Below are 13,075 nucleotides of genomic sequence, written 5' to 3'. Positions count from 1 at the left end.
CGCGCGGGGCATGGCGGGAAACGCCCTCCCCGGCGCTCGGCTTTGTGCCGCCACTGGACTCGCGCGCGATTCCCTACTAGCCGCTGCCCTGCATGGACCCGCCGTGCAGAGGCGGGCCTTAGAGTAGGGACCAGGGTAGATGACCGTCATCAAGACCGCCGATCTGATCGAGAGCGTTGCCGATGCGCTCCAGTTCATCAGCTATTATCATCCGATGGATTATATTCGCGCGCTGGGCAAAGCCTATGACGCCGAAGCCAATCCGGCGGCCAAGGACGCCATCGCCCAGATCCTGACCAACAGCCGCATGTGCGCCGAAGGGCACCGCCCGATCTGCCAGGACACCGGCATCGTCAACGTCTTCATCAAATGGGGCATGGACTGCCGCCTGGACGACAACAGCCGCTCGATGCAGGACGTGGTCGATGAAGGCGTGCGCAAGGCCTATCTCAACCCGGAAAACCGCCTGCGCGCCTCGATCCTGAAGGATCCCGCGTTCAGCCGCGTCAATACGAAGGACAACACGCCCTGCGTGCTGAATGTCGAACTGGTGCCGGGCAACAAGGTGATCGTGGACGTCGCGGCCAAGGGCGGCGGCTCCGAGAACAAGACCAAGTTCAAGATGATGAACCCGAGCGACTCCATCGTCGACTGGGTGCTGGAAATGATCCCGCAAATGGGCGCGGGCTGGTGCCCGCCCGGCATGCTGGGCATCGGCATTGGCGGCACCGCGGAAAAGGCCGTGGCGCTGGCCAAGGAATCGCTGATGGAGCCCATCGACATGGGTGAACTGAAAGCACGCGGGCCGCAGAACGAGATTGAGAAGCTGCGGATCGAGATTTTCGACAAGGTCAATGCGCTGGGCATCGGCGCGCAGGGTCTGGGCGGGCTTTCGACCATCCTGGATGTCAAAATCTATGACTATCCCTGCCATGCGGCGGGCAAGCCGGTGGCGATGATCCCGAACTGCGCCGCGACGCGTCACGCGCATTTCACGCTGGACGGTTCGGGTCCAGCCTATCTGGAGGCGCCGAAGATCAGCGAATGGCCGCAGGTCGATTGGAAGCCCAGCAAGGAAGCGATCCGCGTCGATCTCGACACGCTGACGCCCGAAGTGGTGCAGAGCTGGAAACATGGCGACCGACTGTTGCTGAACGGCAAGATGCTGACCGGGCGCGACGCGGCGCACAAGCGTATCCAGGACATGCTGGCCCGCGGCGAGGAGCTTCCGGTCGATTTCAAGGGCCGCGTGATCTACTATGTCGGCCCGGTCGATCCGGTGCGCGACGAAGTGGTTGGTCCGGCCGGTCCGACGACCGCGACCCGAATGGACAAGTTCATGGACATGATGCTGGAACAGGGCTTGGCCGCCTGCGTCGGCAAGGCCGAGCGCGGTCCGGCGGCGACGGATTCGATCGCCAAGCATAAGAGCGCCTACCTCATGGCGGTCGGCGGCGCGGCCTATCTGGTGGCCCGCGCCATCAAGGCGGCCAAGGTGGTCGGCTTCGAGGATCTGGGCATGGAAGCGATCTACGAGTTCGATGTGCAGGACATGCCCGTCACCGTCGCGGTCGATAGCGAAGGCCAGAATGTCCACCGCCTCGCCCCGCTGGTGTGGCAGGAAAAAATCCGGAAGGAACATCTGCTCGAAGGCGCGTAAGCGTCTCTTTCCTTCATTTGGACAAGGACGCGCCACCCAATCTTCGAGCGGCGCGTTTTTTTTGAGCCATGAGTATCGATCATGTCCTTTCCGATCTGGTTGCCCGCGACATTGCTGGCAGGCGGAGTGCAGGCCTGGCGGACCGCGGTGCAACGGCGAGTCAGCAAGGAACTGTCCGTCAATGCCGCCGGACTGGTGCGCTATCTCTATGGCCTACCCTTCGCGCTGATGCTGCTGGGCGGATACCGGCTGCTCTTTCCCGGCCCCCTGCCCTCGCCTGATCCGCTGTTCCTGCTGTTCTGCCTGGGTGGCGGGCTGGCGCAGATCATCGCCACCAACCTGCTCATCATGGCCTTTGCCCATCGCAATTTCGTCGTCGGCACCGCCTATTCCAAGACAGAGGCGGTGCAGGGCGCCATCCTGTCCTTCCTGCTGATGGGGGAGCGGCTGCATCCGCTCGCCTGGGCGGGGATCGGCTGCGGGGTGATGGGGGTCATGCTGTTGTCGACCGGCGGCAAGCGGACGGGCTTCCTCCGCGCCCTTTGGCAACCGGCGGCGCTTTGCGGGATAGCATCGGGCTTTTTCTTCGCGCTGGCCGCGATCGGCGTGCGCCGGGCGACGCAGCAGGTGGGCAGCAGCGATCCGATCCTCGCCGCGCTGATCGTGCTGGTGGTGACGGTCGTGCTGCAGACGGGGATGCAGGGCGGCTATCTGCTGCTGCGCGAGCCGGAACAGATGCGCAAGGTGCTGCATAGCTGGCGGGTTTCGGGACAGGTCGGGCTGCTGTCCGCGCTCGGTTCGGCCTGCTGGTTCACCGGCTTTGCGACGGCGCCAGTCGCGCTGGTGCGGATCGTGGGACAGGTCGAGGTCGCCTTCACTTTGGGCTTCGGCCATTTCTATCTGGGCGAGCGGATGGCGCGCAGCGAAGTCATGGGGCTGATGCTGGTGGCAGGCGGAGTCGTGCTGGCGCTGATGGGCTCGCTATAGCGCTTCATCGCATCGATAACGCTTCTTTTACTATCGTCCGATAGCTCCCTTTACCGTGAGAAATCAGGCAAGAACCGAGACTGTCGCGCAAGCCGTGATGAAGGTAGCCAAGCTGTCGGGCGACCTTGGCATCCGCACGCTCGACCTGCAGGCGGACATCAGCGAGCTGGCGGATCGCGTCACCCATCAGGCCCGCACGATCGAGGCGATCAGCGGCGCGGCGGCGCAGCTTTCGGGCGACGGGGAAAGCGTGGCGCTGGCCGGACAGGATGCGCGGGAAAAGGCGGTCGCGGCGCGGAGCATCATCGATGATTCCGGGCGGCAATTGTCCGCCGCCAACAGCAATTTCGTCGACCTGATCGAGCGGGTCAGCAGCGTGCATGAGCGGCTGGACGGCTTTCGTGAAGCACTGAAAACCGTGGCCCATGTCACCAGCGTGATCAGCGGCATCGCCAGCCAGACCAATTTGCTGGCGCTTAACGCCACCATAGAGGCGGCCCGCGCGGGCGATGCCGGGCGCGGCTTTGCCGTGGTCGCCGCCGAGGTCAAGAAGCTGGCGCAGGAAACCGCCGCCGCCACCCAGACCATCGACCAGTCGATCGGCGCGCTGACCGGCGAGGCGGGCAAGATGCTGGAGGGCATCGTCCATGGCGCGGAAACCGCCCGCACGGCGCTGAACGACACCAAGAATATCGAACTGCTGGTCGAACGGCTGAGCGCGTTGATGGAGGATCTGTCCAGCAACAGCGAGACCGTGGCGGAACGCATCGCCTCCATCGTCGGATCGGCGGGCGAGATACGCGGCGGGCTGGCGGCGCTGGCGAGCACCTCCACCGACAATGCCGGGGGCTTGCAAAGGCTGTCGGGCCGCATTTCCACCGCCAGCGACGACACGAACCAACTGCTGCAACTGGTGGCGGAAAGCGGCGTCGAGATACCCGATTCGCCCTATATCGATTTCTGCCTGGACGCTGCGCAAACGGTGAGCGATGCGCTGGAACATGCCATTGTCGAAGGCCGCCTGACGGAACGCGACCTGTTCAGCGAAATCTATGCGCCGATCCCCGGCACGCAACCGGCGCAATATAGCCATCCGGTGCAGCCTGCGCTGATTCCCCCGGCGCGGGTGCAGCAGGAACGGGCGCGTGGCTTTCCGGGGCTGTTCGGCATGACCTTCACCGACCGCAACAGCTTCGGCGCGGTCGCCATGCCGGAACGGTCGCATCCGCAGCGGCCGGGCGATGATAATTGGAACTTCGAATATTCGCGCCAGGGGCTGATCTTCGATTATCCCGACACGCGTGAGCAATGCAAGATTACCCAGCCCTTCTGCATCAAGGCCTATCGGCGGCTGAATGCCGCAGGCGAGGTCATCCTGCTGAAGCAGGTGATCGCCTCCATCCACGTGCGCGGACGGCATTGGGGGATTTTACAGATGGCCTATCAGGATCAGGGATAAGCGAGATTGCTGCTTGGCCTGATCGGGCTGGAAGTGGTCAATTGCAGATATTACAGGTTGTCATCCCAGCGAAAGCTGGGACCGCGTGAGGCTAGGCCGTACCCTATCGCCTGAGATCCCAGCTTTCGCTGGGATGACGGAAATGATGTCGGCTTCCCACCCAAATCCGACATCCATCGCATTTACGATAGAGAGCAATCCGCTCTCAACTCTTGCCGACGCTCCGAACCGCGCTATGTCCCTCCCCGTCATCATAGCGGGAGACGGCATGGGCCGCATCGTCGGGAAAATCGTGAAGGGCTTGGGCGCTGCGTTGCTGTTTCTGGCGGTCGCCCTGTGCCTGGCAGTGACCATCGTTCCGCCCTTTCTCGACCGCATCTATTATGAAGGGCCGGTCAGTCGCCATTATGACGGCGCGCATTTCTTCAATCCCGATGGGGAAATCCGGTTTCCCGCGCCGCCGGGCAGCAACCGACAAGGCTTCATCGCACGCTGGCTGATGGGGCGGGACGACCGCCCCTCATGGCCCGACATGGTGGCGGTCAAGCCCTCGCGCCCACCCGCCTTCGCCGCGCCCAAGGGGATGATGGCGACCTGGGTGGGGCATGCCACCGTGCTGGTGCAGGCGGCGGGCCTCAATATCCTGACCGATCCGATCTGGTCGGACCATGCCAGCCCCTTTCCCCCGCTGGGGCCGAAGCGGGTGGCGCGGCCGGGGGTGCGCTTCGACGATCTGCCGAAGATCGACCTCATCCTCGTCAGCCACAATCATTATGACCATATGGACATCCCCACGCTGAAAAGGCTGTGGGAGCGGGACCGGCCCAAGATCATCACGAGCCTGGGCAACGACGCGATCCTGAAGGCCAACGGCATCCCGTCGATGGCGCTCGACTGGGGGCAGTCGGTGAGCGGCGCGGCGCTGAACGGCCTGGGCAGCGACACGGTGATCCAGTGCGAGAATTACGAGCATTGCCCGGATTATCGCGTCCATGTGCTGCGCAACCATCATTGGAGCAGCCGCTGGAACACGGACCGCAGCCGGGCGCTCTGGTCGAGTTTCTTCATCAGCACGCGGGCGGGGAACATCTTCTTCGCAGGCGACACCGGCGCGGGAGACATGGCCTGGCCGGAAGAAGCGGCGCGGCTGGGGCCGATAAGGCTGGCGATGATCCCGATCGGGGCGTTCCGTTTCTATCCGGGGCAGATGCAGTCGGATTCGCATATCGGACCGGAACAGGCGGTGCGGGTGTTCGAAAAGCTCAAGGCCTCGACCGCGATTCCCATCCATTGGGGGACGTTCCGCCTGTCCTATGAGAAACGGGATACCCCGCCGAAGATGCTGGAACTCTATCTGCGTTGCGCCGGGATCGAACGGAAACGCTTCGCGCCGCTCAGGATCGGACAGTCGATCCTGGTGCCGGGCTATGCGCCGGTGCCGCGTGGGGCGAAAAGCTGTGACCGGCGGGCTATCGCAGCGCTGGAATGATGAAGACGCCGGGCGGTTTCGGCCAATTGCGGACGTTGCGCAGGCCCACTTCCCAATAGCTGTCAGGCTGGCCCCTTGGCCTTCATCATGGCACGGAAATTATCCATCCTCGTCGCGGCAAGATATTCGGCCTGCATCTCCTGCGTCAGCAGTTCGACCATCTGGCGGCCCTCGATCCACAATTCGATGACGCCGAAGCCGCCGCCCCGCTTGCGATATTTGGCGGGCCAGCCTTCGCGGGATGCGATCGCCATCACCTCCGCCTCGCTGAGCGGCGTGGCAATGGCGGCATGGGTGGCGGTGTAGCCGGTCTGCTCCGTCCGCTCGCCAAAGCTGTCGGCATCACCCTCCGCCTCGCGCAGCACCGTGCCCAGCGGATAGATTTCTATCGCCGTGCCGCGATCGTCTCCGGCCACGGCGATCCAGCTTCCCGGTGTGACCGGCGGAAAGGGAAAGGCCTCCCCGCGCCAGAATTCAGCGATGATCTGCGCCACATGGCGCGGGTCATGAGCGGCGATCGACAGATGGAACAGCATGATGCGACTCCTCTCCCCCACAGGATGGATACAGGGACGACCATGGCATAAAGAGGCCGCGCCGGATTGGAGATTTCGGACCGGGCCTGCCGCGAGGGCGGACCCGGCCGGAACCATCAGGCCTTGGTGCATTCCCCGGCGCGCTTGCCGGTGACGTCATGGGTGGTGCGCAGGACGGGGCTCCCGCCCTCCGTCTTGGTCATGGTGCTGCCCAGGGTCAGCGTGTCGGCGGTGAAATTGCCCTCCAGCACGATTTCGGAAGTGCCCTTGCCCGAGGTGCAGGCGAGCGTCGCGATCAACCGGCCCTTGCGGACCAGCTTGTCCTTGTAGGTGCAGTTCTTGCCTTCCGCCCCCGCGAGCGCATTGGCGTCGGGCACGCCCGCCGCATCGACGGCGATGCAGGCCTTGTCCTCGCTGACTTGCTTCAGTGCGGCCTGATATTCGGCCGGGGTGACGGTGGGGGTGTTGTAGCCGGTGGTCTTGCGGGTCAGCGTCCATTCGCCCGCCTTCATGACGATCGGCGCTTCGGCGGCTTCGGGCGCGGGTTCCGGCTTGCTGCCACAAGCGGCCAAGCCAAGAGCGAGCGGCAACGCCGCCAACGCAACTTTCTGCATATCCTCTCCCCTGTTCTCGCTGGTTCACGCATTTTGCGAGCCGTCGGCCATTCCTGCCGACTTCAAAATGCTTTGGCGGAACGGCGTGAGGCTCGCGCCAAGTCGCGCAAAGCGCAAGAGGAATTTGCTGGAGCCTGTTTCCCGCATTTTGCGAGCCGTCGGCCATGCTGGCCGACTTCAAAATGCTCTATCGCTTCTTATAAGTGGGGGCGTGGAAGTCGGGCGGCTTGGTGGCGACCCAGGCAAGAAAGCGGGCCAGTTCGGGATGGGCGCGCAAGGCGGCGGCATCGCCATAGGCGCGCGCGAGCTCCGCATTGCCGAGGTGCGCATGGATGGCGCGATGGCAAATCGGGTGGACGGGCACCATGTCCCGCCCGCCTTTGCTTTTGGGCACCGGATGATGCCATTCGACGCGGTGGCCCAGCGCGCGGCCGCAAAGCCAGCACGCCGGGCTTTCGCTCATTTCGCCGCGCAGGTCGTGCCGATCCACTTGCCGCTGGTCTTGGCCTTCATGCTCATGTTCATGCCGTTGGGCGCGCCGGTCATCTTCATGTCCATGTGCATTTCATAGCTTTCGGGCGCGTAATCGCCGGACATGACGGCGTTCATCGTGCCGCCCTGCGACTTGCAGCTTATCTCGCCCTTCACCGATCCGCCGCTGGCGTCGAAACCCTTGTACGTACAGTCCTTATTCTCCTGGCCGGAGAACATCTTGCCGCTGGGATTGGCCGCTTCTTCGGGCGAGACGCAATATTTGATTGAGGTGCGGCTCATCATCTTCTTCATCTGCTCTTTCATCTGAGCGCCGCCGCCGGGCATGTTCGGCATGTCGATATCTTCCAGCTCATAGGTGCCCTCCCACTGGCCGGGCTTGAGCTGGACCTTCTGGACCTCCTGGCGGACCTCTTCCTTGGTCTGCGGCTGGCCGGACGGCTTTTCGCCACAGGCCGCCAGCAAAGCCGTTGCTCCCATCAGGCCCAGAACCGTTTTGCGCATGGATAATCCTCCCTGTTGCACCCCGCTTGGGGCGGGACCATATCAAGGCGCGATGACAATTCAAATCCGCACCACGCTGGACGAGCCGGAGACCGGCGAAGGCTTCGTCCCCCACCGCCCCGCGCGTCCGGAAAAGAGCGAGGGTGGGCGGCCGTTCAAGCTGGTTTCCGATTATGAACCGTCGGGCGACCAGCCGACCGCCATTGCCGAACTGGTGGAAACCGCGCTGGCGGGCGAGAAGGATCAGGTGCTGCTGGGCGTCACCGGCTCCGGCAAGACCTTCACCATGGCGAAGGTGATCGAGGCGTTGCAGCGGCCCGCTCTGGTGCTGGCGCCGAACAAGATTCTCGCCGCGCAGCTTTATGGGGAGTTCAAGAGCTTCTTCCCCGAAAATGCGGTCGAATATTTCGTCAGCTATTATGATTATTACCAGCCCGAGGCCTATGTGGCGCGGTCGGACACCTATATCGAGAAGGAAAGCTCGGTAAACGAGGCGATCGACCGGATGCGCCATTCGGCCACCCGCGCCCTGATGGAGCGGGACGATGTGCTGATCGTGGCGTCGGTGTCCTGTCTTTACGGCATCGGCTCGGTGGAAACTTACTCCGCCATGACCTTTGCGATGAAGAAGGGCGGGATCGAGGACCAGCGGGAGATCATCCGCAAGCTGGTGGCGCTCCAGTATAAGCGCAATGACGCCGCCTTTGCCCGCGGCAATTTCCGGGTGAAGGGGGACAATCTGGAGATTTTCCCCAGCCACTATGAGGATACCGCCTGGCGCGTCAGCTTCTTCGGCAATGAGATCGAGGAGATTGTCGAGTTCGATCCGCTGACGGGCAAGAAGATCGCCAGCCTCGATTATGTGAAGGTCTTTCCCAATTCGCACCACGTCACACCGGGGCCGACGCTCAAGCAGGCGATGGAGGCGATCCGCTTCGAACTGGCCGAGCGGCTGAAGGAACTGACCGGCGAGGGCAAGCTGCTGGAAGCGCAGCGGCTCGAGCAGCGGACCAATTTCGATCTGGAGATGATCGCGGCGACCGGCTCCTGCGCGGGGATCGAGAATTATTCGCGCTTCCTCACCGGCCGCCTGCCGGGCGAGCCGCCGCCGACCTTGTTCGAATATCTGCCGGAAAATGCGTTGCTGTTCGTGGACGAGAGCCACCAGACCGTGCCGCAGATCGGCGCGATGGCGCGGGGCGACCATCGGCGCAAGATCACGCTGGCTGAATATGGCTTCCGCCTGCCGAGCTGCATCGACAACCGGCCTTTGCGCTTCAACGAATGGGACGCGATGCGGCCGCAGACGGTCAGCGTCTCCGCGACGCCGGGGCCGTGGGAAATGAACCAGACCGGGGGAACCTTCTCCGAACAGGTCATCCGCCCGACCGGGCTCATCGATCCGCCGGTCGAGATCAAGCCGGTGGAGGATCAGGTGGACGACCTGATCAACGAATGCCGCAAGGTCGCGGCGCAGGGATACCGCACGCTGGTCACGACGCTGACCAAGCGAATGGCGGAGGACCTGACCGAGTTCATGCATGAAGCGGGGATCAAGGTCCGCTACATGCACTCGGACGTCGAGACGCTAGAGCGCATCGAGTTGATCCGGGATTTGCGGCTGGGCGTCTATGACGTGCTGATCGGCATCAACCTGCTGCGCGAGGGGCTGGATATTCCCGAATGCGGGCTGGTGGCGATCCTGGATGCGGACAAGGAAGGCTTTCTGCGTTCCGAAACCTCGCTGATCCAGACCATCGGGCGGGCGGCGCGTAACGTCGAGGGACGGGTGATCCTCTATGCCGATCGGATCACCGGCAGCATGGAACGGGCGCTGGGCGAAACCTCGCGGCGGCGCGAGAAGCAGATGGAATATAATGCCGAACATGGCATCACGCCGACCACGATCAAGCGCAATATCAGCGACATCATCGCCCATGTCGCGTCGAAGGATCAGGTCACGGTCGAGACGGGTCTGGACGACCGGCCGCACTTGGTCGGCCACAACCTCCGCGCCTATATCGAGGATCTCGAAAAGAAGATGCGCGCAGCGGCGGCGGATCTGGAATTCGAGGAAGCCGGCCGTATCCGCGACGAAATCCGCAAGCTGGAGGCGGAGGAGCTGGGCTTGCCGCAAGAGCAGCGGGTGGCAGCGCCGAGGGGACGAGCTACCGAAGGAAAACCGGGGACACGGAAATTGCGCTACGGGAAGGTGCAGAAGAAGTTTGGGCGGTAAAGGCCATAGGAGCTTCCGCACGCAAGTAACATGACTGGGATGGGTGGTTTGCCGACTGTCCGTTTCGGAGCGGGCATATGTAGAAAGCCGAGGTAAATTCTGGCAATGTTTGGGCATGAATCACGATCGCCTTTGCGCCATAGGGCACAATCTCGCAGACTCGATGGCCAGCGGCTTGGGGTTCGTGATTGGCTACTATCCCATGGATGTGTTTGGCGAAGCGGCATCGTCGCCCGAAGCCCTGATTGAGATCGATTTTCTAAACGGTCGCGTCGTGCGTGGAGCGCCGTCTGGTGAACTTGAAGCCGCCATCGTTCTTTATGCAGAAGGCTTGCCGGAATTTTGTCAAAGCAACGGGGCAAAAATTACGGACTTCAAGGCCTTGTCGGCTACATTCAATACAACCGCACTTGGAAGGCGGGTTCTCCTTTCGGTGACAGACCAAAGCGGTCGTAGCTCCACAACCGAATACAGGGGTGTTCCGTTGAAGCGTCTCAAGGCTCTGGATAGCCTTGGGCGCATCCGAAAAGTCCCACGGCAACTAAGCGCGACGAACATATGAATGTCTGGTAACGGATCGCGCAGGATATCGATGGAATGTCGATGAATGGTCGTTTTCAGACCCTCCTTCCCATCATCCGGCCCCGCACGTGGAGGACCGGCTGAGGATCATGCGTGACCCAATGGCTACAGGATCCTCAAATAACATCCTATTTCTCCTACAGGCGCGATTGCACCTGTCCTATTCCGCGCCAACGGGTCTATCCTGCATCCCTCTTTGAAACGTCCGAAACATCGCATCGCTTCGCATACGCGCGCGCAGGCACGCGCGCGCGTACACTGTGAACTTCGGCGTGAAATGGTCGCTTGCCGACAGGCCGTTTCCCGCCTCCTTCGAAGCGCCCACCCCTTCAATGCGTGCGGCTGGTGACGTTCGCGGTGCCGTCGCTCTGAATTTCGATCAGATGGGCGGTGCCGTTATCACACTCCGCTTTCCAGCCCATGACTCCATGCCGCACTTCGGTTCGTTCCGACCGGGCGACTGTCGAGCAAGCCGCGCCGGACGCCCGCACGGCCCTCTCCAGTACGCCATTGCGTTGCGTTTCATCCAGCTTGGCGACCTCAGCCGCTGCGCCGGTTTCGGGGGCTGCGCGCTGGTCGACGGCAGTGATCTGGTCGCCGCTCTCGCCGCAAGCCGTCAGGGCAAATATCCCGGCCAGCACTATCCAATTGCGCATGTTCATCCTTTCGCTGGGGGAGCAAATGCATCCGTCGCCCGGATGAGCGCGTCCAATATGCCGGGTTCGTTGAACGCATGACCCGCGCCTTCGATCATCTCGAATGTCGCCTGCGGCCATGCCCGGTGCAGCGCCCAGGCGGTTTCGGCGGGGCAAGCCATGTCGTAGCGGCCCTGTACGATCACGCCAGGAATGCCCGCCAGTTTCGCCGCGTCGCGAATAAGCTGGCCTTCCTCCAGCCAGCCGCCATGGACGAAATAATGATTTTCGATTCTTGCGAAGGCGAGTGCGAAGTCATCGGCTTCATGGGTGGCGGAGAGCGCGTCATCCGGCAGCAGACGGATGGTTTCGCCTTCCCAGACGCTCCACGCCTTGGCTGCGGCGATCTGCTTGGCGCGGTCGTCGCCGGTCAGGATGCGACGATAGGCATGGAGCAGGTCGCCGCGCTCCGCCGCCGGGATGGGTGCGACGAAGCGTTCCCATTTGTCGGGATAGATGCGGCTGGCGCCCTGCTGATAATACCAGTCGATCTCCTGGCGACGGATGGTGAAGATGCCGCGCAACACCAGTTCGGTCACGCGTTCGGGGTGCGTCTGGGCATAGGCCAGCGCCAGCGTGGAACCCCAGCTTCCGCCGAAGACCAGCCATTGGTCGATGCCCATCATCTCCCGCAGGCGTTCGATGTCCGCGACGAGGTGCCAGCTGGTGTTCGCCTCCAGCGCCGCATGGGGCGTCGAACGACCACAACCGCGCTGGTCGAAGAGGAGGACGTCGTAGCTTCGCGGATCGAACAGGCGGCGATGGTCGGGCGAAATGCCGCCGCCAGGGCCGCCATGCAGGAAGACGGCAGGCTTGGCGCCGGGCGTTCCGGCGCGTTCCCAATAGATACAGTGGCCGTCCCCCACGTCGAGATGGCCGGAGGCGAAGGGTTCGATCGGCGGGTAGAGCGTGCGCATGGGTCAAGGTGTAGAAACTCTGGCGGGCAATGCAATCGACAGACGAGCGGTTCGCTTCGACAAGTGACGCTTGAGCGCGCGCGAACCCAGGTGCATCTTCCGCCACGATCCAGACAGGAGGAATTCCGATGCGTTCCACCCTTGCCCTTTTCTGCGCCAGCCTGGCCCTTGCCACGCCGCTCGCCACCCCATTTGCCGCCATGGCCAAGGCGCCCGATTATGCCGCCGCGATTGCCGACCCCAAACGCCCGGCGGATGCCAAGGCACTGGACGAAGGGCGCAAGCCGGCCGAAACGCTCGCCTTTCTGGGACTGAAGCCTGGCATGAAGGCGGCCGACATCGTCACCGGATCAGGCTATTGGGCGGAGATCATGGCCGATGTGGTGGGGCGCAAGGGCAAGGTGACGGGCTTTGAACCCAGCCAGTTCACAACCAAGCCCGAGAGCCAGCAGAAATGGCACGCTTTGCAGGCGCGGCGGCCCGAAGTGAAATGGGTCAGCTATCCGTTCGAGGGTTTTGGCGCCCCTTCGAACAGCTTCGACTTCTCCATCCTCAACCTCAATTATCACGACCTCTACTGGCAGTCAGAGAAGATGGGCATTCCCTTCACCGATCCGGCGGCCTTCGTGAAGGCGCTCTACGCCGCGACAAAGCCGGGCGGGATCGTCGGCGTGATCGACCATGCCGGGCCCGCCGGCGACACGCGGGCTATCGTCGACAAGCTGCACCGGATCGATCCGGCCGTGGTCAAGGCGGACTTCGCCAAGGCTGGGTTCGTGCTGGAGGCGGAAAGCCCGCTGCTCGCCAATCCGCAGGACGACCATAGCAAAAATGTGTTCGACCCCGCCATTCGCGGCAAGACCGACCGCTTCCTGTTCCGCTTCCGCAAACCGAGATAAGGGGC

General features: G+C 63.0%; 13 protein-coding genes. 7 read left to right on the top strand and 6 right to left on the bottom strand.

Translation table 11 applies throughout. The features are described 5' to 3' along the window. Positions 1-139 precede the first annotated feature (139 nt). The 4 genes from VVT58_RS15190 (at position 140) to VVT58_RS15175 (ending at position 5,595) form a co-directional block, all read left to right on the top strand. Positions 140-1,660: a fumarate hydratase gene (locus tag VVT58_RS15190; RefSeq protein ID WP_066560121.1), complete on the top strand. Its 1,521-nt coding sequence runs from the start codon at positions 140-142 to the stop codon at positions 1,658-1,660. A 78-nt stretch (positions 1,661-1,738) separates the two neighbouring features. After that, entirely contained in the window at positions 1,739-2,647 is a 909-nt protein-coding gene (locus VVT58_RS15185; RefSeq protein WP_327753001.1) for a DMT family transporter, read from the top strand. A gap of 97 nt (positions 2,648-2,744) precedes the next feature. Next, positions 2,745-4,106, top strand: coding sequence for a methyl-accepting chemotaxis protein (locus VVT58_RS15180; RefSeq protein ID WP_327752972.1), 1,362 nt, complete (start codon positions 2,745-2,747; stop codon positions 4,104-4,106). A gap of 268 nt (positions 4,107-4,374) precedes the next feature. Continuing rightward, complete coding sequence (locus tag VVT58_RS15175) at positions 4,375-5,595, top strand: MBL fold metallo-hydrolase (protein WP_327752973.1); 1,221 nt, start codon at positions 4,375-4,377, stop codon at positions 5,593-5,595. A 62-nt stretch (positions 5,596-5,657) separates the two neighbouring features. Here the strand turns inward: VVT58_RS15175 and VVT58_RS15170 are convergent, their stop codons facing one another. The 4 genes from VVT58_RS15170 to VVT58_RS15155 all read right to left on the bottom strand — a co-directional run bounded on the left by VVT58_RS15170 (position 5,658) and on the right by VVT58_RS15155 (position 7,741). Continuing rightward, entirely contained in the window at positions 5,658-6,131 is a 474-nt protein-coding gene (locus VVT58_RS15170) for a hypothetical protein (RefSeq protein ID WP_066560147.1), read from the bottom strand. A 116-nt stretch (positions 6,132-6,247) separates the two neighbouring features. Further along, complete coding sequence (locus tag VVT58_RS15165) at positions 6,248-6,745, bottom strand: DUF3617 domain-containing protein (RefSeq protein WP_066560150.1); 498 nt, start codon at positions 6,743-6,745, stop codon at positions 6,248-6,250. A 187-nt stretch (positions 6,746-6,932) separates the two neighbouring features. Beyond that, the gene (locus tag VVT58_RS15160; protein ID WP_327752974.1) at positions 6,933-7,208 is read right to left on the bottom strand and encodes an HNH endonuclease; all 276 of its coding nucleotides are present in this window, start codon (positions 7,206-7,208) and stop codon (positions 6,933-6,935) included. Beyond that, positions 7,205-7,741, bottom strand: coding sequence for a DUF3617 domain-containing protein (locus VVT58_RS15155; protein WP_327752975.1), 537 nt, complete (start codon positions 7,739-7,741; stop codon positions 7,205-7,207). Before VVT58_RS15155 ends, VVT58_RS15160 begins: the two co-directional genes overlap by 4 nt. Positions 7,742-7,793: 52 nt before the next feature. Here VVT58_RS15155 and uvrB point away from each other — a divergent pair, with 52 nt between their 5' ends. Beyond that, the gene (gene uvrB, locus VVT58_RS15150; RefSeq protein WP_327752976.1) at positions 7,794-9,977 is read left to right on the top strand and encodes an excinuclease ABC subunit UvrB; all 2,184 of its coding nucleotides are present in this window, start codon (positions 7,794-7,796) and stop codon (positions 9,975-9,977) included. A 115-nt stretch (positions 9,978-10,092) separates the two neighbouring features. Next, on the top strand, positions 10,093-10,539 hold the full coding sequence (locus tag VVT58_RS15145; protein ID WP_327752977.1) for a hypothetical protein: 447 nt from the start codon (positions 10,093-10,095) through the stop codon (positions 10,537-10,539). Between the two features lie 349 nt (positions 10,540-10,888). On the opposite strand, the gene VVT58_RS15140 is transcribed toward VVT58_RS15145, so the two are convergent. Both VVT58_RS15140 and pip read right to left on the bottom strand, forming a co-directional pair. Then, the gene (locus tag VVT58_RS15140; RefSeq protein ID WP_066561985.1) at positions 10,889-11,215 is read right to left on the bottom strand and encodes a hypothetical protein; all 327 of its coding nucleotides are present in this window, start codon (positions 11,213-11,215) and stop codon (positions 10,889-10,891) included. A 2-nt stretch (positions 11,216-11,217) separates the two neighbouring features. Continuing rightward, positions 11,218-12,171, bottom strand: coding sequence for a prolyl aminopeptidase (gene pip / locus VVT58_RS15135; RefSeq protein ID WP_327752978.1), 954 nt, complete (start codon positions 12,169-12,171; stop codon positions 11,218-11,220). Between the two features lie 128 nt (positions 12,172-12,299). Between pip and VVT58_RS15130 the strand changes: the two genes are divergently transcribed. After that, positions 12,300-13,070 carry a methyltransferase gene (locus tag VVT58_RS15130; RefSeq protein ID WP_327752979.1) on the top strand — a complete coding sequence of 257 codons (771 nt, stop codon included), beginning with the start codon at positions 12,300-12,302 and terminating at the stop codon, positions 13,068-13,070. Positions 13,071-13,075: the final 5 nt, after the last annotated feature.

It is taken from the genome of Sphingobium sp. SJ10-10 (assembly GCF_036038995.2).
GTDB lineage: Bacteria > Pseudomonadota > Alphaproteobacteria > Sphingomonadales > Sphingomonadaceae > Sphingobium.
The sequence above is the reverse complement of the archived record's forward strand: the minus strand, read 5'-3'. Positions and strand labels throughout refer to the sequence as shown.